General features: G+C 69.4%; 15 protein-coding genes. 7 read left to right on the top strand and 8 right to left on the bottom strand.

The window, feature by feature from the left end; translation table 11 throughout:
* Positions 1-301: 301 nt before the first annotated feature.
* Positions 302-1,234 (top strand): hypothetical protein, encoded by a 933-nt coding sequence (locus RS85_RS18555; RefSeq protein WP_046014901.1) that lies wholly within the window; start codon positions 302-304, stop codon positions 1,232-1,234.
* Here RS85_RS18555 and RS85_RS18550 read toward each other — a convergent pair.
* Entirely contained in the window at positions 1,222-2,058 is an 837-nt protein-coding gene (locus tag RS85_RS18550; protein WP_046014900.1) for a sulfurtransferase, read from the bottom strand. The two genes, RS85_RS18555 and RS85_RS18550, sit on opposite strands and share 13 nt — an antisense overlap.
* 101 nt (positions 2,059-2,159) lie before the next feature.
* Between RS85_RS18550 and RS85_RS18545 the strand changes: the two genes are divergently transcribed.
* Both RS85_RS18545 and RS85_RS18540 read left to right on the top strand, forming a co-directional pair.
* Positions 2,160-2,819, top strand: a complete 660-nt coding sequence (locus RS85_RS18545; protein WP_046014899.1) for a GTP cyclohydrolase II — start codon at positions 2,160-2,162, stop codon at positions 2,817-2,819.
* A 29-nt stretch (positions 2,820-2,848) separates the two neighbouring features.
* Positions 2,849-3,277, top strand: coding sequence for a MarR family winged helix-turn-helix transcriptional regulator (locus tag RS85_RS18540; RefSeq protein ID WP_235282486.1), 429 nt, complete (start codon positions 2,849-2,851; stop codon positions 3,275-3,277).
* Between the two features lies 1 nt (position 3,278).
* On the opposite strand, the gene RS85_RS18535 is transcribed toward RS85_RS18540, so the two are convergent.
* A complete protein-coding gene (locus RS85_RS18535) occupies positions 3,279-8,354 on the bottom strand; it encodes an Ig-like domain-containing protein (protein WP_046014897.1) in 5,076 nt (1,691 codons plus the stop codon).
* 75 nt (positions 8,355-8,429) lie between these two features.
* Entirely contained in the window at positions 8,430-8,843 is a 414-nt protein-coding gene (gene mscL / locus RS85_RS18530) for a large conductance mechanosensitive channel protein MscL (RefSeq protein WP_046014896.1), read from the bottom strand.
* 279 nt (positions 8,844-9,122) lie between these two features.
* Between mscL and RS85_RS18525 the strand changes: the two genes are divergently transcribed.
* Positions 9,123-9,482, top strand: a complete 360-nt coding sequence (locus tag RS85_RS18525; protein ID WP_046014895.1) for a helix-turn-helix domain-containing protein — start codon at positions 9,123-9,125, stop codon at positions 9,480-9,482.
* A gap of 14 nt (positions 9,483-9,496) precedes the next feature.
* Here the strand turns inward: RS85_RS18525 and RS85_RS18520 are convergent, their stop codons facing one another.
* Positions 9,497-10,093 (bottom strand): ClpP family protease, encoded by a 597-nt coding sequence (locus tag RS85_RS18520; RefSeq protein WP_046014894.1) that lies wholly within the window; start codon positions 10,091-10,093, stop codon positions 9,497-9,499.
* Positions 10,090-10,704 (bottom strand): ClpP family protease, encoded by a 615-nt coding sequence (locus RS85_RS18515; protein ID WP_046014893.1) that lies wholly within the window; start codon positions 10,702-10,704, stop codon positions 10,090-10,092. The genes RS85_RS18520 and RS85_RS18515 overlap by 4 nt, the downstream gene beginning before the upstream one ends.
* A 156-nt stretch (positions 10,705-10,860) precedes the next feature.
* Between RS85_RS18515 and RS85_RS18510 the strand changes: the two genes are divergently transcribed.
* Positions 10,861-11,331, top strand: coding sequence for an acyl-CoA thioesterase (locus tag RS85_RS18510; protein ID WP_082087715.1), 471 nt, complete (start codon positions 10,861-10,863; stop codon positions 11,329-11,331).
* Here RS85_RS18510 and RS85_RS18505 read toward each other — a convergent pair.
* The gene (locus RS85_RS18505; protein WP_046014892.1) at positions 11,328-12,596 is read right to left on the bottom strand and encodes a trans-sulfuration enzyme family protein; all 1,269 of its coding nucleotides are present in this window, start codon (positions 12,594-12,596) and stop codon (positions 11,328-11,330) included. The genes RS85_RS18510 and RS85_RS18505 overlap by 4 nt on opposite strands.
* 112 nt (positions 12,597-12,708) lie before the next feature.
* Between RS85_RS18505 and RS85_RS18500 the strand changes: the two genes are divergently transcribed.
* Entirely contained in the window at positions 12,709-13,185 is a 477-nt protein-coding gene (locus RS85_RS18500) for an Lrp/AsnC family transcriptional regulator (protein WP_046014891.1), read from the top strand.
* 22 nt (positions 13,186-13,207) lie between these two features.
* On the opposite strand, the gene RS85_RS18495 is transcribed toward RS85_RS18500, so the two are convergent.
* Both RS85_RS18495 and RS85_RS18490 read right to left on the bottom strand, forming a co-directional pair.
* Complete coding sequence (locus RS85_RS18495; RefSeq protein WP_152642468.1) at positions 13,208-13,618, bottom strand: hypothetical protein; 411 nt, start codon at positions 13,616-13,618, stop codon at positions 13,208-13,210.
* Between the two features lie 143 nt (positions 13,619-13,761).
* Positions 13,762-15,261: an MATE family efflux transporter gene (locus RS85_RS18490; RefSeq protein WP_046014889.1), complete on the bottom strand. Its 1,500-nt coding sequence runs from the start codon at positions 15,259-15,261 to the stop codon at positions 13,762-13,764.
* A 195-nt stretch (positions 15,262-15,456) separates the two neighbouring features.
* On the opposite strand from RS85_RS18490, the gene RS85_RS18485 reads away from it, so the two are divergent.
* Complete coding sequence (locus RS85_RS18485) at positions 15,457-16,443, top strand: aldo/keto reductase (RefSeq protein ID WP_046014888.1); 987 nt, start codon at positions 15,457-15,459, stop codon at positions 16,441-16,443.
* The last annotated feature ends 4 nt before the right edge of the window (positions 16,444-16,447 follow it).

Raw genomic sequence — 16,447 nt, 5'->3', positions numbered from 1 at the left:
ATCCAGAGTCCTCCGGGGTGTTCCTCCCAGTCTACGCGGGGCCGCAGGGCCGACGCGTCGGAGGGCACGAGAGAGGTGTTCGTGAAGCCCGGTGGATCTCCCCAGATCGATCACCGGGCTTCACGACGAACGCAGCAAGGGGCTTCACTGCGATCGGACTGGACGTGCGCAAGGTCGGGCACCCTGCCCTTCGACGACACAGCCGATGACCACACTCGCCCACCCGGTCCCCTGAGGTGCACGTGCGCGGTCGTATGCTCACTCTATGGTTGTGGCTTTCACATACCTGAGGGGGCGTGTGATGAGTTTCGAATATGACGTTCCGGGAACGTCATCGGACGCGTTCGCCGGAGCGCTGCGTGATGCGATCAACGCGAAAGGCGTCACACTGTCGTGGCTGCAGCAGCGACTCAAGCGCCGAGGGAACCGCGTCTCGATGGCGACGCTCAGCTACTGGCGCTCGGGCGCCCGCAGCCCGGAGGGCGCCCAGTCGATGGCCGCACTGGCCGACATCGAGGACCTGCTCCACCTCGGCGAGGGAGAGCTCACCCGGCTCCTGCCCTCCACGAAGCGGACCGGACCACTCGGGCCGAGTCAGTTCCCGCTCAACGAGGAGACGATAGAGAACGCGGTCAAGGAGGCGTACGCCGCATTCGGCACGCCCTACCCCGACGCATCGCGCGAGGTGACGACGCATTCGGTGACCGACGTCGACGCGAACGGCAACCTGTCGTTCAGCAGCACCCGGAGTCTTCTCCAGGCGACCTCCGGCGTGGTGACCGCCACCCCGTTCCTCGAGGTGACGCCGGGCCTGCGCACCGCGCGGCCGATCTTCACCGCGGTGTCGGGCGGACATCTCGCCGGCGAGTATTCGCATGAGAGCGGCGAGGTGCACGGCGTGCTCTTCCAGCTCGATGCTCCGTTGACGGCCCCGGAGACGACGATGGTGGAATGGTCGGTCGAGTATCCCGCCGACTACCCGCCGACGCGTGAGACGGGTCACGGCGTGTCCCGTCAGTGCCGGGAGCTGCTCGTCTGGACGCGGTTCCACCCCGATGCCCTGCCGGACTGGTGCGAAGAGCGCGTCCAGACCCCCGCCGGCGTCACGGTCACGCCGGTGTCGCTCAACGGCAGCGGTTCGGTGCATCAGCTCCATCGCTCCTTCGGCCCGGGAGCCGTCGAGCTGCGCTGGGGTTACGGTCCCCGAGAGGAAGAGGACGGTCAGCCGGGCTGATCGCCCGTCGCCACGGGCCGGTCCGGCGTGTTCGACCATTGACTCCATGACCCGGGGAAGACCTTCGCCTCGATGCCGACCTCACTGAGGATCAGCGCGGTGTGCGCGGCCGTGACGCCAGAGCCGCAGTACGCGGCGACGGGAGTCCCTGCGGTCACACCGACCCGCGCGAAGTTCGCGCGGACGGTCTCGGCATCGAGCAGACGTCCCTCGGCGTCGAGGTGCAGCATCGTCGGGAGATTGCGGGCGCCGGGGATGTGCCCGGCCACCGGATCGAGCGGCTCGGTCTCGCCGCGATAGCGCTCGGGGGCGCGCACGTCGAGCAGGACGCCGGATGCCGGGAACGCCGCGGCCTCATCGATCGAGAGGGCGTCCCGACCGATCGGGTCGAGGATCACGTCTCCGGGCTCGGGAGCGACGTCGTCGGTCGCGAGGGGCTCGCCGGCTGCGGACCAGGCCCGCAGGCCGCCGTCGAGCACCCGCACGTCAGTGCCCGCCTGACGGAGGAGCCACCACGCGCGCGCCGCAGCCGTGCTCTTCGCGTCGTCGTAGGCGATCACGATGTCACCCTGCCGGACGCCCCAGCGGCGCGCCGCGGTCTGCAGCGTCTCGGTCGTGGGCAGCGGATGACGGCCCTCCGAAGGCTCGCCGTGCGTGGAGAGCTCGGTGTCGAGTGGGACATAGACGGCCCCGGGGATATGCCCCCGAAGGTAGTCCTCGTGGCCGTTCGGACGGTCGAGCCGCCACCGCACATCGATCAGCCGCACCGGTGCGCCCTCGGACAGAAGGGCCTGCACCTCGGACACGCTCACAAGACTGCTCATCCTTCGAGGCTAGCGAGTCGTTCCCGGCATCCGATCTCCCCCGTCTTCCGCCGTCACGACCGGACCGGGAATAGCGGCCGCCCCGTCGCGTTGCATCTCGCATGATTGAAACTTCAACCGTCGTGCCGGTGGCCACCGAGCGGACCCGTGTACGTGTACCGCTGCGCTTCGCCGACGGTTATGCCACGACGGCGGACGTGGTCACGTTCGCCGGACTGGTCGACGGCCGGGAGCACCTGCTGCTCGGCCTCGGCGACTGGCGGTCTGCGATGGAACGAGCGGATGCCGGTGGCGAAGCGCCGCTCGCGCGCCCGCACAGCGAGTGCCTGACCGGTGACGTCTTCGGCTCGGAACGCTGCGACTGCGGTCCGCAGCTGCGCGAGGCCGTCGAGCGGATCGCCGACGAGGGCGGCTTCCTGCTCTACCTCCGTCAGGAGGGTCGCGGCATCGGCCTGTACGCGAAGCTCGACGCCTACGCCCTGCAAGATGCCGGTCTCGACACCTACGAGGCGAATGTGGCGCTCGGGCACGGCGAGGACGAGCGCGATTACACGGTCGCGGCGCAGATGCTCGCGGCCATGGGCGTGGACGGCATCCGTCTGCTCAGCAACAACCCCGACAAGGCCGTGCAGCTGGAGCGCCTCGGCATCCGGGTCGCCGACCGCGTTCCCACCGCCGTGCACCTGTCGGACGCGAACTCCCGCTACCTGCAGGCCAAGCGCGACCACACCGCCCACACCCTCGACCTCTCCGCCGCGTGATGGACGACCGGCGACTCGACGACGCCGAAATGGCGACGTGGTTGCCCACGATCCGCTTCGTTCAGCTGCTGCCGCAGGTGCTCGACCGAGCTCTGAAGGCCGAGACCGGGTTGAATCACGCGCACTACGCGATCCTCATCACTCTGGCGGGCAGCGGCGAGGGCGTCGTGACGATGACCGAGCTCGCTCGGATCGCGGGGCTCAGCAGGTCGCGCCTCAGTCACGCCCTGGATTCCCTCGAGGAGCGCGGCTGGGTGACGCGATCCCCGTGCGGCAGCGACAAGCGCACGCTGTCGGCGACCCTCACGCCTGCCGGGCGCGAACTGCTGCGGTCCGCCGCCCCGGTGCACGTCGCGCAGATCCGCGAGCTCGTGCTCGATCCACTCACCGAGGAGGAGCGAGGCCAGCTCGGCGGCATCCTGACGAAGCTGCTGCCCGGGGTGGCGGCGGCGCTCTGACTCAGCCGGCGGACCGCCTGCGGATCAGCATCGCGACGCCCGCGAGCAGCAGTAGCAGCCCCGCACCGAGCGGCACCCACGGGACGGTGCCACCCGTCGTCGGAAGCGCCGCATCCGCCGACACCGTCACCGTCACCGTCGCGGTAACGCGCGTGCCGTTCGCATCCGCCACCGAGTACGTGATCGGGGTCGTGGTGCCCACGAACCCGTCGTCCGGGGTGAACACGATCCGGCCGTCGATGACGGTCCAGACTCCTTCGCCGGGAACCACGAGTTCTGTGACCAGCGCGCCGCCGGAGCCGACGATCCGCAGGGAGGCGCGGTCGAGCGGCGCGCCGTCAGTGCCGGGCGAGTCATCGCCGAGCACATCGATGACCACCTGAACGCCGGGTCGGGTGGTCGCCGTGTCGTTCCTGGCAATCGGATCGATGCCGGGAACGGTGATGGTCAGCCTCGACGCGGCCGCGTTGCCGAGCGAGTCGGTCACCGCGTAGGCGATAGGAGACGCGATCCCGCGGAATGTCCGAACCGGCGTGAAGGTGACCTGCCCGTCGGTTTCGATCTCGTACACGCCCTCGCCGGGAACGTCGAGCGACTTCCCGCGATCACCCAGCGTGGCACCCGCGGGCTGACCCGCGGTCGTGAACACGACGGATGCCGCGACGAGTGCGGCATCCGTGCCGTCGGCGCGCTGCCCGGGGCGGTCGTTACCGAGGATGTCGACCGTGACCGGCACGTTCTGCGGCGTGCGCTCCGCATCGGGATTCGCTGCAGGCCCGGGGCGCACCGTGACACTCAGGGCGGCCGCCGTCGACGAGCCGTTCTCGTCGAGGATCGTGTAGCGCACCGGCGTGGTGTCTCCGTGGAATCCCGTAGCGGGCGTGAACGTCACGGTGCCGTCGTCGCGCAGCGTGTAGACGCCCTCATCGGCGACGTCGAGCGTTTTCCCGTCGTCGCGGATCTCGGCGGCGAGCCCGGCCGGGATGCCGGACGCCTCGAACACCGCTGACGCCGGGTCCAACGGTACGGCGGGATCGCCCGGCTCATCGTTGCCGGCGACGTCGAACGTCACCGGGGTCGCGAAGGGCGTCGCAGCCGTGTCATCCGCCGCGGACGGGACGACCGGGACGACGTCGATCGTGATGGTCGAGGTCACGGCATTGCCGATCTCGTCGGTGCCCGTGTACGTCACCGGGGTGGCGGTTCCGCTGAACTGCGGGAGCGGCGTGAACTCGACCGAGCCGTCTGCCGCAGCCGTGTATGCGCCCTCTCCCGGCACCACGAGCCTGGTGCCGCCGTCGAGGACCTGCGCGTCGGCCGGCTGCCCGATCGTGGGGAACCGCAGCGTGCCGAGATCCCAGGCACCCGCCGAGTCGTCGGCATTCCGCGACGCGACATCGTTGGCGAAGGGCTGCTCCGTCACCGGGATGCCCTGCAGAGTCGTCTCCGTGTCCGGCGCGGCCGACGGGCCGGGCCGCACCGTGACCTGGATGCCGGCGTCGGCGGTCGTGCCGTTGGCATCCGTGATCCGGTAGAGCACCGACGTCGTCGTTCCTGTGAAGCCGGCCGCGGGAGTGAAGACGACGGTCCCGTCGGCACCCAGCACGAAAGTCCCCTGGCGGTCGATCGTCAGCGTGCGGCCGTCGGCGGACACAGCGACGCCGCCGGGCTGGCCAGCCACCGGAAAGACCGTGCTCGCGGGAACGAGCGGGGCGGACGTGTCTCCGGCACTGTCGTCGTCGAGCAGATCGAGCGCGACGGCCACGCCGTACGCCGTGGTCGCACTGTCGTCCTGTGCGCGGGGCGTCACGGGGGTGACCGTGATCGTGATGGTGGATGAGAGCGCCGCGTCGTGCGAGTCCCTGGCGGTGTAGACGACGGCGCTCGTCCGCCCCGTGAACTGCGGCTCGGGAGTGAAGGTGACCTGGCCTGCGGGGTCGGCGGAGTAGACGCCCTCTCCCGGCACCGTCAGCCTGGTGCCGTCATCGGCGACGGTCGCACCGGCGGGCTGACCGTCGATCGGGAAGGCGACGCTCGGCGGGAAGAGGACTCCGGTGTCGCATCCTGCCGGCCCGCCGGGATCAGCAGGGTCGCACGGATTTCCGAGATCGCTCGGGAAATCGTTCGCGAGGACGTCGATGACCGCGGCGGTGTTCTGCAGGGTGGTCTCGGCATCCGGTGCGGCGATGGCACCGCTGCCGACCGTCACCGTGATCTCCGCCGTCGCGGGCGTGCCGTTCTCATCGGAGACGCGGTAGGTCACGGGAGTCGCTGGGCCGCTGAATCCGGGCACGGGCGCGAACCGCGCGGTCCCTCCGCTCTGCACGGTCCAGGTGCCTTCGCCGGGTACGACGAGCGTCTTGCCTCCGTCGGTCGCATCCGGCGACGTGAACACCACCGAGGTCGGGACGAGGGGTGCGGATGCCGCTCCTGGTTCGTCGTTGGCGAGGATGTCGAGCATCACGGGCGTGCCACCCGGAGTCTTCGCGGCATCCCCGATCGCGGTCGGCGTCACGGCCGTTACCGTCACCGTGATGGTGCTCGACGCGTCGTTCCCGAACTCATCGGTGACGGTGTAGGTCACCGGAGTCGCCGTCCCGGTGAACTGCGGCTCAGGATCGAACGTGACCTCCGCGCTCGCCGGGGCGAATGTGTAGACGCCTTCGCCGGGAACCGTGAGCACTCGTCCGTCCGCGCTCAGCGCGCTGCCGGCTGGGAGAACCGGAGTCACATCGAATCGGAGCGAGTCGGCATCGAAGGTCCCCGCGCTGCCGTCCGCGGCCGTGCCGGGGACGTCGTTGTCGATCACCGGGAACGACACATCGACGTTCTGGGCGGTCGCGGCGGAGTCCGCCGAGGCGACCGGTCCGGGGCGAACCGTGACGGAGACGCTCGCGGAGCTCTGCTGTCCGTTCTCGTCGGTGATGCGGTAGGGGGTCGTGGCGGTGCCGGAGAAGCCGTCTGCCGGCGCGAACTCGACCCGGCCCCCTGGCGTCACACGCCAGGTGCCCTGAGGGGTCACGAGCACCGTGCCGCCATCGGTGGCCGCAGGGTCGGTGAGAACGGTCGAGGTGGAGACGATGGCCCCGCCGGGCCCGGGGCGGTCGTTCCCGACCACGTCGACGGTCACCGGCGTGCCGTGGGGAGTCGTGATCGCGTCGTTGACCGCGGTCGGATCGACCGCCGAGACGGTCACCGTGATCTTCGCCGTCGCCGGGTTGCCCAGGCTGTCGGTGACGCCGTAGGCGATGGTCGAGGCGGTCGGCCCGTCGAAGGTCGTATCCGGTGCGAAGGTCACGACACCGGTGGTCGGATCGATCGTGTACGCGCCCTCGCCCGGCACCTCGAGCCGGCGGCGATCGTCGCTGACGACGGTGCCGGCCGGCTGACCGGTGACCTCGAAGAGAACGGATGCCGGCGAGATCGTCACAGCCGTTCCGTCAGCGTTCCGTCCCGGAGCATCATTGCCGAGGACGGCGATCTGCACGCTCGCGCCCTGGGTCGTCGCGGCGGTGTCATCGGCCGCCGTCGGGCCCGGCCGTACCGTGCCTGTCGCGGTGGAGGTGGAGGTCTGGCCGTTGTCGTCGAGGATGCGGTACTCCGCCGTGGCGTCGCCGCTGAATCCCGGCGCCGGCGTGAACGTGATGCGGCCGTCCGTGCCGATCGTCCAGACACCGTCCGCGGTCTCGAGACGTTTCCCGCCGTCGGTCGCGGCCGGATTCGTGAACACGGTCCGATCCGGGAGGATCTCGCCGGTGCCCGGCTGGTCGTTCGTCGCTCCTGCCAGCGTGATCGGGTCTCCGAATGTCGCCACCCCCGTGTCCGCGACAGCGACGGGTGGAGGGAGCACATTGACGAACGAGCAATCGATGTTCGCCCCATCCGTGCCGGAAGGCGCGGTGAAGGTCGCCGTATTTCCCGAGCCGCTGGCGATGACGGTGCCGGCAGCATCCGTGCAGGACCACGTCGTCTCGTAGTCATCGAGGTCGGTGGTGCCGACGGGGTCCTGACGCATCGTGTACGTCTCACCGGGGATGATGAGCCCCGGTTCGCTCGTGACGCCGGCACCGTCATCGCCCGACGTGCTCGGAGGGAAGTCGGGGGTCGTGCCGTTCGGCCCGTACGAGCCGCCTTCCACGACGACGCGCGCTTGGTCCGTGGGTTGAGCGCGCGGTCCGTCGAAGCTGGTGACGATCTCCGCCGTCGAGGGGTTCGCGCAGGAACCCAGGTCCGCAGACGAGACGTCGGTCAGCGTGTAGGTGGTCCCGGTGGGCGCGCCCGTGATCGGGTTCGTCTTCTGGAGCACGGTGGTACCGCCGAGATAGAGAAAGCCATCGGATCCGAAGGCGATGCCGTTCGTCGCGACGGTGGTCGAACCTCGCGAGAGCTCTGTCGATGTCAGCGTGGTACCAGTGCCAGAGGTCGGGATGACACCCTCGGCCACATAGAGCGCTGCCACGGTGGCGCTTCCGGAGACGATGTAGAGCCGTCCAGCCTTGTCGAACGCCATGTCCCCATTGCGGCCAGGAGCGTTCACCGTGCTCACCGAGACGACGGGGCCCGGGGGTGCGGTGTTCGTCGCCGGATCGAAGACGTAGATGTTGACGGTCGTCCCCGCGTAGCCGCCGTAGTAGTAGAGCCCGTTCAGTGGGTTGACGGCACCCATCGTTCCCTGAGCGACGCCCGGGGTCTTCGGCGAGACGGTGATGGTGCCGTCAGCACTCGCCTCAGGCTCGTACTCGAGGACACTCGTGGATGTTCCGGCGATGGCGACCGATCCCCCGGCGCCGATACCCAGCTGGTTGGTCGCCGTTCCGGCATCCGCCGGGGTGGTGAACACGGGAGTCGTGGTCGTGCCGGTCGCCAGATCGATCTTCCCCACGTTTCCCGGCGAATGGGTGCTGAAGTACACCGTGTCGAAGCATTCCAGGGCCGCGGCGGCCGCCGCGGGTGCCGCTGGTCCGGTCGCGGTCAGTCCGGCGGCGAGCAGGACGACGGCTGTCGCGATGGCGAGCGGGCCCACCAGCGATGTCCGTCCCTTCTTCGCGCGGATGCGGGGGACAGATGACAGCGACATGCGGGGCCTCTCAACGGTGATCGACTGTGGGAGCAGTCGGTGCGCGCCGGCGGTCCAGCGCGCACGCGAGGGTTGTCAGACGGATCTGCGGGACTGCAGCAGATCGCGGATCTCGACGAGCAGCTCAGCCTCGCTCGGCAGCGGCGCGGGCTCGACGACCGCGGGGCGCAACCGGTCTGCACGCTCCTTCGCCTTGTTCATCGGCATCACGAAGACGAAGTAGACGACCAGCGCGACCGCGAGGAAGTTGATCACGGCACCGATGATCAGGCCGAAGGAGAACACCGACACCCCGCCGCCGAGGGTCTCCACCTTGACCTGCAGGGCCTCGTCCAGGCTTCCGGCGTTGAAGAAGAGGCCGATCAGCGGATTGATGAGAGCCTCCACGAGGACGGTCACGATGGAGGTGAACGCGGCTCCGATCACGACGGCGACCGCCAGTTCGATGACGTTGCCGCGAAGGATGAATTCCTTGAATCCGTTGATCATGTTGTTCCGTTCTCCGTTCGTGGTCGGGGCGGCGAAGGGAGCGAGGCCGACCCGGCGTGGTCGGCCTGCGCGCCCTACCCCGTGATCCCCAACAGGGTTGCGCCGACTCGTTCCCTGCAGCTGACGGATCGGCGGTCAGAAAATTACCAGGATCGCTTTCACGGTTTCCCCGCGAACTGTGAACGCGAACGCCCGTACGTCGTGGCCCGTGCCGAGCGGGCATTTCTGCTCTGAGCAGAACCGCTCGAACCGGACGGATGCCGCGGCATATCGTGAGGCATGACCGACATCGCTCCCTTCTCGCGCGCTCCCCGCCTCCCCCGCCGTCCGCAGCCGAGCGACCCCGAGCCCCTGTGGCGTCAGCTGCTCGGCGATCAGCTGCGACGCCGTCGGCATGAGCGCGAGGAGACGCTCACCGAGACCGCCGAGAAGGCCGGCGTCTCCCCGCAGTACCTCTCCGAGGTGGAGCGCGGTCTCAAGGAGCCGTCGAGCGAGATGATCGCGGCGATCAGCGGCGCCCTCGAGACCTCACTGATCGAGCTCACCAGCGCGGTGGCCGATGAGTTGCGGACGGCCATGGCACCGGCATCCGCCCTGGTCTCGAACGGTGGCCGCGCCGCCTTCGCGCTGGCCGCCTGAGCTGCGGCAACCGCTCAGCCGGCGACTCGCTCTCCGAGCACCGTGTCGATGAGGCCGTAATCGAGGGCGGCGGATGCCGTGAACACGCGGTCGCGGTCGGTGTCGGTCCGCAGCTCCTCGACCGTGCGCCCGCTGTGCCTGGCGAGGATCGCCTCCATGTCGGACCGCACGCGCACGACCTCGTCGGCCGCGAGGATCAGGTCAGGAATCGCACCGCGCGACTGGCCGGCGGGCTGGTGCAGCACGATCCGCGCGTGGGCGAGGGCGGACCGCTCGCCCGCTGCTCCCGCCGCGACGAGCAGCGCCGCCGGGCCGATCGCCTGGCCGACGCAGGTCGTGGCGATGCGCGGACGGATGTGCCGCATGGTGTCGTAGATCGCGAGCGCCGCGCCCGGATCGCCGCCCTCGCTGTTGATGTAGAACTGCACGCCGCTCTCGGGACTGTCGGCATCGAGGTGAAGGAGCTGGGCGATGAGCGCATTGGCGACGCCCGCATCGATGCCGGTGCCGAGGTAGATGACTCGTTCGGCGAGCAGATGGGAGTAGACGTCCATGATGCGCTCGCCGCGGGGGTGCTGGGCGATCACGTTGGGGATCGAGTAGGTGCTCATGCGCTCGTCCCCAGCCCGACGCGTGCACGTCGTCGCGGCATGATGTCGGCGAGGGAGCCGACGATCTCGTCGATGAAGCCGTAGTCCAGAGCCTGCGGGGCGGTGTACCAGCGGTCGTGCAGCGAGTCGTCGAAGATCCGCGTGATCGGCTGGCCGGTGTCGTCGGCGATGAGGCCGAGCACGGTGTCGCGCATGTGGCGCAGGTCGTCGGCCTGCGTCTCGATCTCGACAGCCGAGCCGCCGATGCCCGCGGAACCCTGATGCATGAGGATGCGCGCGTGCGGTAGTGCCCGGCGCTTTCCCCTGGTCCCTGCCGAGAGGAGGAATTGACCGGCGCTGCAGGCGAGGCCCAGCGCGAGCGTGGACACGTCGTTGGGCACGAGCCGCATGAGGTCGCGGATCGCCAGCATCGACGGCACCGAGCCGCCGGGCGAGTGGATCCACAGGGCGATGTCGGTGTTGGCGTCCTCCGCCGACAGGGCGAGCAGCTGCGTCATGAGCAGCGTGCCGTTGTCGTCGTCGAGGGCGCCGTCGAGCACGAGCACGCGCTCGTGGAACAGCGCGCGTCGGGCTTCGGGGCCGAACTGCGGGATGGGGTTGTCTTCGCTCATGCCCCCAGCATCCGTCCGTTCTCGCGCTCTCAGGCCGTGATCCGCCCCGGGCAGATCCGCCTTGAGCAGAGGGGTGCTCTCCCTCCTCCGCCGAAGGAAGGCGTATGAAAACCGCCCGTAACACCGCCGACTCATGAGACTCCTACGCTCGGCATCATGGCGAAGCAGACGGCACCCGCATGGCACTGGTCGGAAGACGGGATCAACTTCCGGACGCGAAAGTGGGTACGACCGGAAGACCTCAACGCGAACGGATCGCTGTTCGGCGGGAGCCTCCTGAAATGGATCGATGAAGAGGCGGCGATCTACGCGATCGTGCAGCTCGGCAACTACCGCGCGGTCACCAAGCACATCTCGGAGATCAACTTCGAGGCGTCGGCGGTGCAGGGCGACCTGGTCGAGATCGGTCTGACGGCGACGTACTTCGGCCGCACCTCGCTCACCATGCGGGCGATGGCGCGCAACATGATCACCCGCAAGCGCCTCCTCACGATCGAGAAGATCGTGTTCGTCAGCCTCGACGAAGACGGAGTGCCGACCCCCCACGGCTACACCGACATCACCTACGACCGCGATCGGATGCCGACGGAGCGGCTCGCGACCGGGACGATCCGCCTTCCCAGCTAACGCCGAGCGGCCCCCTTCTGCGCGAGCGGCCCCCTTTGAGCGCTGCGCAAGGGGCCGGTTCGCGCAGAGAGGGGCCGGTCGGCGGTGGGGGCGCGGGAACATTCGAACGCCTGCGCGAGGTCGGCGATCAGGTCGGCGGCGTCCTCCAGGCCGATCGAGAGGCGCAGCACGTCGGCGGCGGGGCGCGCCTCGGGAGGAACCGGGCGGTGCGTGAGCGCGGCCGGATGCTGGATGAGCGAATCGACACCACCCAACGAGACCGCGTGCGTGAACAGCGTCGTCGCGCTCGTGACGGCGGATGCCGCGGCGAAGCCTCCCCGCATCCGCATGGCGATCATCGCGCCGGTCCCTCGCATCTGACGTTCCAGGATGCCGTGCGGATCACCGTCGAGCCCCGGGTAGAAGACCTCGGTCACCTCCGGGCGGTCGATCAGCCACTGCACGATGCGCCGCGCGTTCTCCTGCTGCTGCCGCATCCGCACCGGCAGAGTCGCGAGCCCGCGGTGGAGCAGGTAGGCACCGAGCGGATGCAGGAGGCCACCGGTCACCGCTCGCACGCGGCGCAGCGCCTCGGCCGTCTGTTCGCTGCAGGCCACGACGCCGGCGATGACGTCGCCGTGCCCGCCGAGGTACTTCGTGGCGCTGTGCAGCGACATCGCCGCACCGAGGTCGAGCGGGTTCTGCAGGACCGGAGTCGCGAAGGTGTTGTCGACGACGACCGGCACCGTTGCCGCCTGGCGGACGACATCGGCGATGTCGGCGAGGTCGAGCGTCGGGTTGGCCGGCGTCTCGAGCACCACCAATCCTGTGTCAGGGCGGATGCTGCTCGCCACCTCATGCGGATCGCAATAGGTGACCTCCGCCCCGAGCAGACCCGAGCCGAGCAGGTGGTCGGTGCCGCCGTAGAGCGGACGCACGGCGACGACGTGCCGCTTGCCGACCGCGTTCGTGTGAGCGAGGATCACGGCCGTCACCGCCGCCATCCCCGAGCCGAACGCGACGGAGGCTTCGGCGTGCTCCATCTCGGCGAGCGCGTCTTCGACGCGCGCTACCGTCGGATTCCAGAGCCGGGCGTAGACCAGACTCCCGTCCGCGGGCGGCCGACCGCCGGTAGCCATCGCCTCGTACGAGTCGCCGCCGCGCTCGATGTCGGGCAGGGGGTTCGTGGTCGAGAGATCGATGGGCAGCGCGTGGACCCCGAGACCCTCGAGGTCGGAACGGCCGCTGTGGACGGCGACGGTGTCGGGATGCAGCGGTGCAGTCATCCCTCCACGTTGGCGGAAATTCAGTCCCAGCGCTTCACATCGACAGCATCCGCCACTTCAGTCGGGGATCTCGCTATTCTGAGCAACGACGCACGCCGATCGGAGGGCTTCGTTGTCCAAAGCACAAGGGACGCCACTCGATGAGATCGACCTCGAGATCCTCGCCGCTCTCACCCACGATGCGGAGATCACGAACAAGGCGCTCGCGCGCGGACTCGGCCTCGCGGAATCGACGTGCGCTCACCGCGTCCGCAGTCTTCGCGAGCGCCGCGTGATCCGCGACACGCGCATCCGCGTCGACGGCGCGGCGCTCGGTTTACCGCTGCAGGCGATCATCAAGGTGCGCCTGGCGAATCACACCGGTCCGAAGGTGACCGCGCTGTTCGATGCGCTCGCGAGCGTCCCCCGCGTGCTGCAGGTGTTCCATGTGGCGGGAGTCGACGACTTCCTCGTGCACGTGGCCGTCGAGGACGCGACTGCGCTGCGCGACATCGTGCTCGAGCACATCACGGTCCACCCCGTCGTGCGGGGCGCCGAGACGCAGCTCGTGTTCGAACTGCGCGACGGCAGCGGCCTGCTCGCCCGCTGACCCCGACGGGAACGCGTCGGCGTCAGGAGACGATGGAGACCGAACCCGTCTTGGTCGAGACGGTCGGAACGCTCGAGACGGTCGACACCACGCGCCGTGCAGGCACCGGCGCCTCCGCGCGCTCACGCCGACGCGCCTCGCGTCCGACCTCGGTGGCGTTCAGGATCGCTCGCACGACACCGCCGAGCACGAGCATCGCCACCAGGACGGCGCACGCGACGAGCAGCGGCATCCACTGATTGGCGAACGATGCCATGAAGCTCATCAGCGCGCAGACGATCCAGAGGCCCACGGCACCGCCGCTGAGCCCTCCGGCACCGCGGACGATCGCCACCGCCGCCACGATCGCGCAGACCGTGGCGAGCGCCGCCCCCACGATGCCGATCGGCACCATCACGGAAGCCAGATCGTTGGCCACCCTCAATGTCGTCATGACGACCCCCCGTCAGCGGAATGTCCGCTCCTTCGACACTAAGAGAGTGTCACCGAGAGGGCATCCGTCTCAAGAGCGACGCGGCATCATCCTCGAGAACGATCTTCTTCCTGCGCGTCCTGTTCCTTTTTCGTCGCGCGGCGTCACCGCCGGGCGCGCTCGGAGGGGCGTCGGCGCAGCGTGAGCCTGCGCATCCGGGAGGCGCGGATGGTCTGCAGCGGCTGGGTGATGACGGCATCCACGACCATCGAGCCGTCGGTCGGACCGACGATGGCCATCGCCGACGTCTCGGTTGCCTCGAGCGGATCGACGGGCATCCGTCCGAGATCGCGGTGCGCGCGAACATAGGCGGGGACGAGCAGGACGATCGCTCCGACCCACGCGAGCGGATTGCTCAGCGCGACGCCGTCGAACCCGATCCATGCACCGAGCACGATGGCCGCGCCCACGCGCATGATCAGTTCGATCACCCCGGTCACCGTCGGCACGAGCGTGTGGCCGAGTCCCTGGAGCGCGCCCCGCAGCACGAACAGGATGCCGAGCGCCCAGTAGCCGCAGCCGTTGATGATGAGCATCCGGTGCGCCATGTCGACGACCTCGTCCGACCCCTCTCCGACGAACAGGCGCACCATCGTCGCGCCGAAGGCGATCAGCAGTCCACCCAGCACGATGCCTGAGACGATCGCCATCCACGTCGCCTCGACCACCCCGCGACGGATGCGGTCGGGTCGACGACCGCCGTGATTCTGCGCCGCGTACATCGAGACGGCGAGGCCGAGCGAGGAGAGCAGCGCGACCGCGAGGCTGTCGACGCGGGATGCCGTCGTGTACGCCGCCACGGCGTCGGAGCCGAGCGTGTTCAGCGCGACCTGCACGGTGAGCGTGCCGATCGCGATGATCGAGGCCTGGAATCCCATCGGGAGCCCGAGGCGCAGGTGGTCGGCGATGTCGGCCCGGGTGATCCTCCAGTCGACGCGGCGCAGGTGCAGCATCGGGAGGCGGCGACGGACGAACTCGAGGCAGAGGAGGACCGAGACCGCCTGCGCCACGACCGTGGCGAGCGCGGCTCCGGCGACACCCCACTCCAGTGGCCCGACCATGAGGACGACCAGACCGACGTTCAGTGCGCACGAGACGGTGAGGAACACCAGCGGCGTGCGGGAGTCGCCGATCGCGCGGATGATCGCGGAGAGATAGTTGAAGAACATCGTCGCCCCGGCGCCGAGGAAGCTGATCTGCGTGAAGACCGTGGCCTCGGCCATCAGCTCGGGCGGAGTCTGCAGCAGAGCGAGAAGCGGCGCGGCGATCAGGGGCGCGACGACGGTCAGCAGCACGCTCGTCGCACCCGAGAGCAGCACGCCGGTCGCGACCGAGCGACGTACGGCGGCGTCGTCTCGCGCGCCGAAGGCCTGCGCGATCGGGATGGCGAAGCCGCTGGTCAGACCCCAGGCGAAGCCGAGCAGCAGGAACAGCAGCGGACCGGTCGCGCCGACGGCCGCGAGCGCGTTCACGCCGAGGTGACGCCCGACGACGATCGCGTCGGCGAAGTGGTAGAGCTGCTGAACGACGTTGCCGATCAGGAGCGGGATCGAGAAGGCGAGGATGACACGCCACGGGCGACCCGTGGTGAGGGGAGTGGCCATGAAGAAGCGGCTCGCAGAACTGGGGGATGATCGGGGGAGGCTCCAGTTTATCGAATCGATTCGGTGAGGGGGATCCCGATTCGGCGACGATCAGCTCGAGGGGTACTGTCAGGCCCTCCCTCACGGACGAGTCCGCGCGTAGCGTCGATTCCACAACCCGCGGATTCGCACCGCGGCCCGACCAAGGGAGCATCCATGCAGACACGCACACTCGGACAGGGCCTCGAGGTCTCGGCGGTCGGCCTCGGCTGCATGGGGATGTCGCAGAGCTACGGACCCAACCCGGGAAGCCGCGACGAGATGATCGGCGTGCTGCGGTCGGCTCTCGACCACGGCGTCACGTTCTTCGACACGGCCGAGGTGTACGGACCCTACGTGAACGAGGAACTCGTCGGCGAGGCGCTCGCACCGGTCCGCGATCAGGTCGTCATCGCCACGAAGTTCGGCTGGCGCATCGAAGACGGGAAGAGCGTGGGGCTCGACAGCCGGCCGGAGCAGATCCGCCGCGTCGCCGAGGAGTCGTTGCGGCGCCTGCGCACGGACGTGCTCGACCTCTTCTACCAGCACCGCGTCGACCCCGCAGTCCCCATCGAAGATGTCGCCGGCACCGTGGCCGAACTGATCGCGGAGGGCAAGGTGCGCCATTTCGGGTTGTCCGAGGCATCGGCATCCACCATCCGCCGGGCCCACGCCGTGCAGCCGGTCACCGCGCTGCAGAGCGAGTACTCGCTGTGGACGCGCGATCCGGAAGCGGACGTCCTCCCGGTGCTCGGCGAACTGGGGATCGGGTTCGTGCCGTTCAGTCCGCTGGGAAAGGGATTCCTCACGGGCACGGTCGACCGGAGCACGACCTTCGCCGAGGGCGACATCCGCGGGACGATCCCGCGCTTCAGCGAGGAGAACCGCGCGGCGAATCAGGCGCTCGTCGAGCACGTCGCCGGCCTCGCCGCGGCGAAGGATGCCTCCCCCGGGCAGATCGCACTCGCGTGGCTCCTCGCCCGCTCGCCCTGGATCGTGCCGATTCCCGGCACGAGGCGAACCGCGCGGATCGCCGAGAATGCGGGATCGACGGCCGTGGCGCTCTCGGCGGACGACGTCGCCGACCTCGACCGACTGGCCGACCGCGTCGGCGTCGCCGGCGACCGGTACAACCCGCAGCAGATGGGTTACGTCGACCGCTGAGCGG

Origin of the sequence: Microbacterium sp. SA39 (assembly GCF_000967865.1) — a bacterium.
Lineage (GTDB): Bacteria > Actinomycetota > Actinomycetes > Actinomycetales > Microbacteriaceae > Microbacterium.
The sequence above is the reverse complement of the archived record's forward strand: the minus strand, read 5'-3'. Positions and strand labels throughout refer to the sequence as shown.

What these genes read in the sequence shown, in the direction of transcription:
- RS85_RS18485 (WP_046014888.1), top strand. Translation starts at nt 15,457, where the DNA reads ATGCAGACACGCACACTCGGACAGGGCCTCGAGGTCTCGGCGGTCGGC.
- mscL (WP_046014896.1), bottom strand. Translation starts at nt 8,843, where the DNA reads ATGATCAACGGATTCAAGGAATTCATCCTTCGCGGCAACGTCATCGAA.
- RS85_RS18510 (WP_082087715.1), top strand. Translation starts at nt 10,861, where the DNA reads ATGGCGAAGCAGACGGCACCCGCATGGCACTGGTCGGAAGACGGGATC.
- RS85_RS18495 (WP_152642468.1), bottom strand. Translation starts at nt 13,618, where the DNA reads ATGACGACATTGAGGGTGGCCAACGATCTGGCTTCCGTGATGGTGCCG.
- RS85_RS18525 (WP_046014895.1), top strand. Translation starts at nt 9,123, where the DNA reads ATGACCGACATCGCTCCCTTCTCGCGCGCTCCCCGCCTCCCCCGCCGT.
- RS85_RS18515 (WP_046014893.1), bottom strand. Translation starts at nt 10,704, where the DNA reads ATGAGCGAAGACAACCCCATCCCGCAGTTCGGCCCCGAAGCCCGACGC.
- RS85_RS18535 (WP_046014897.1), bottom strand. Translation starts at nt 8,354, where the DNA reads ATGTCGCTGTCATCTGTCCCCCGCATCCGCGCGAAGAAGGGACGGACA.
- RS85_RS18490 (WP_046014889.1), bottom strand. Translation starts at nt 15,261, where the DNA reads ATGGCCACTCCCCTCACCACGGGTCGCCCGTGGCGTGTCATCCTCGCC.
- RS85_RS18520 (WP_046014894.1), bottom strand. Translation starts at nt 10,093, where the DNA reads ATGAGCACCTACTCGATCCCCAACGTGATCGCCCAGCACCCCCGCGGC.
- RS85_RS18545 (WP_046014899.1), top strand. Translation starts at nt 2,160, where the DNA reads ATGATTGAAACTTCAACCGTCGTGCCGGTGGCCACCGAGCGGACCCGT.
- RS85_RS18550 (WP_046014900.1), bottom strand. Translation starts at nt 2,058, where the DNA reads ATGAGCAGTCTTGTGAGCGTGTCCGAGGTGCAGGCCCTTCTGTCCGAG.
- RS85_RS18540 (WP_235282486.1), top strand. Translation starts at nt 2,849, where the DNA reads ATGGCGACGTGGTTGCCCACGATCCGCTTCGTTCAGCTGCTGCCGCAG.
- RS85_RS18505 (WP_046014892.1), bottom strand. Translation starts at nt 12,596, where the DNA reads ATGACTGCACCGCTGCATCCCGACACCGTCGCCGTCCACAGCGGCCGT.
- RS85_RS18555 (WP_046014901.1), top strand. Translation starts at nt 302, where the DNA reads ATGAGTTTCGAATATGACGTTCCGGGAACGTCATCGGACGCGTTCGCC.